The 1,708-nt window shown below is 70.6% G+C and carries 1 protein-coding gene and 1 pseudogene; one reads left to right on the forward strand and one right to left on the reverse strand.

Annotated features, from left to right (window positions below; all coding sequences use genetic code 11):
- Nucleotides 1–349 precede the first annotated feature (349 nt).
- Nucleotides 350–1,276, reverse strand: a complete 927-nt coding sequence (locus ACWEBX_RS40140; protein ID WP_451889634.1) for a MurR/RpiR family transcriptional regulator — start codon at nucleotides 1,274–1,276, stop codon at nucleotides 350–352.
- A gap of 196 nt (nucleotides 1,277–1,472) precedes the next feature.
- On the opposite strand from ACWEBX_RS40140, the pseudogene ACWEBX_RS40145 reads away from it, so the two are divergent.
- Nucleotides 1,473–1,708 (forward strand): annotated as a pseudogene (locus ACWEBX_RS40145) (hypothetical protein); the annotation flags it as partial.

Below are 1,708 nucleotides of genomic sequence, written 5' to 3' on the forward strand. Positions count from 1 at the left end.
GTGCAGACCGACCGCCGTACGGACGAGCTGCTCGCCGCCGTGCTCGTCCGGCTCGGGGACGTCAGCGGTGCGGCGGTGGAGCAGCTCAGCGGTGGCCCCGGTGCTCATGGGTCGTGACCTGGAAGCATCCGGGGCACGATCCGAAAGAAGTATTTATATATGCCGCCAGAAGCGCAAGGACATGAAAACATTCATGCGTGATTTGTTGTGAATGATCCCGCGATGCCGGGGTGACAACGGGTGCGGATGAGACGTCCGCGTGATACAGAGCCCCTGTTCGTGACAGGTGCCCGTCCGCGGGAAGCGGGGCTTCGCGCGCCCGCCGCCGGGGCCGGAGCCCGGGCCGGGGTCAGTCCCTCAGGAAGAAATGGTGCTGCTCGGCGACCTGCTCGTACTCCTCCAGGCGCGCCTGGGTGCGCTCCGGATCGGCGTCGGTCATGGCCTGCAGCAGCGCCGCCGACAGCACCACGGGCGCCGCGTAGGAGTCGAAGACGAGACGGGAGCCGGTCCCGGTGGCGAAGGTGACGTCGGCCTCGTCCGCCAGCGGGCCGAGCCCGAGGTCGGTGACGAGGGCCACCTGGAGGCCCGCGCTGCGCGCCACCCGCATCGCCGTGAGCGTCTCCTGGGCGTGCCGGGGCATCCCGAAGGCCAGGACCCAGCTACCGCCCGCCTCCCGGGACTGGAGCAGCGCGTCGTAGGCGACCGAGCCGCCGCGTGTCACCACCCGCACGTCCGGGTGGATACGGCGGGCGGCGTACGTGAAGTACTCGGCCAGTGAGCCGGAGATCCGCAGCCCGAGGACCGTCAGCGGCGTCGACTCCGACAGGGCCCGGCCGACGCGGATGATCTGGTCGGGATCGGCGAAGTCCCGCCGCAGGTTCTCCAGGTTCTCGATCTCGGCGTCCACCGCGGCCTGGAGCTCGTTGCTCGTGACCTCGGCGGGGGTTCCCGGGGCGCTGCTGCCCAGGGTGCTGAGCGCGATGGCCTGGAGGCTCTCGCGCAGGGCGGGGTACCCGCTGAAGCCCACGGCCGCAGCGAAACGGGTCACGGAGGGCTGGCTCACCCCCACCCGCTCGGCGAGGTCGGTGATCGACAGGAAAGCGGCTTCGGTGATGTGCTCGATCAGGTACTGGGCGATGCGCCGCTGCCCGGGGGAGAGCCGGGGGCCGTCGAACAGCTCCCTGAGCTGGGACGTCGGCGCCACGCCGGCCTCGGGCGCCGTCTTTCCCGAGGTGATCGCGGATGCCTGTGCGCGTGCCTGCTGCGGCGATGGCAGCGGTGCGCGTCCTCCTTCATGTCCCACGAGAACTCAACATAGCTCACGGACCTTTCTGACCTGGGCCGGTCCGGGCGCAAGCAATGCGTGCGTTCCCTGTTTCGGGCGTGGTCGAGGGGTACTCGCACCACCGTCACGACGTGCTCGTCCGCGGGCGCGCGTGCCTGTTCAGTCCGACGCGAGGGAGAGGGTTTTCATGAGCGTGCAACAACTGCCCGCGTCAACGGTTCACGTGATGCTCGGGGACTGCTCCGCGGCCGACGCCAGAAGTGTGCTCGCCGTCCTGTGCGGCCGCTTCACCGCGGACCGGGAGCGGGCGGACGAGCCCCACGAGTCCGAGAGCGGCCGGCCGACGGTGTGGACCGTGCTGTTCGACACCGCCGGCGCTCCCGGCGGCACCGCCGGGCCTGTCGGGGAACTTTCGGGGCAGCC

Source organism: Streptomyces sp. NPDC005070, assembly GCF_053600395.1.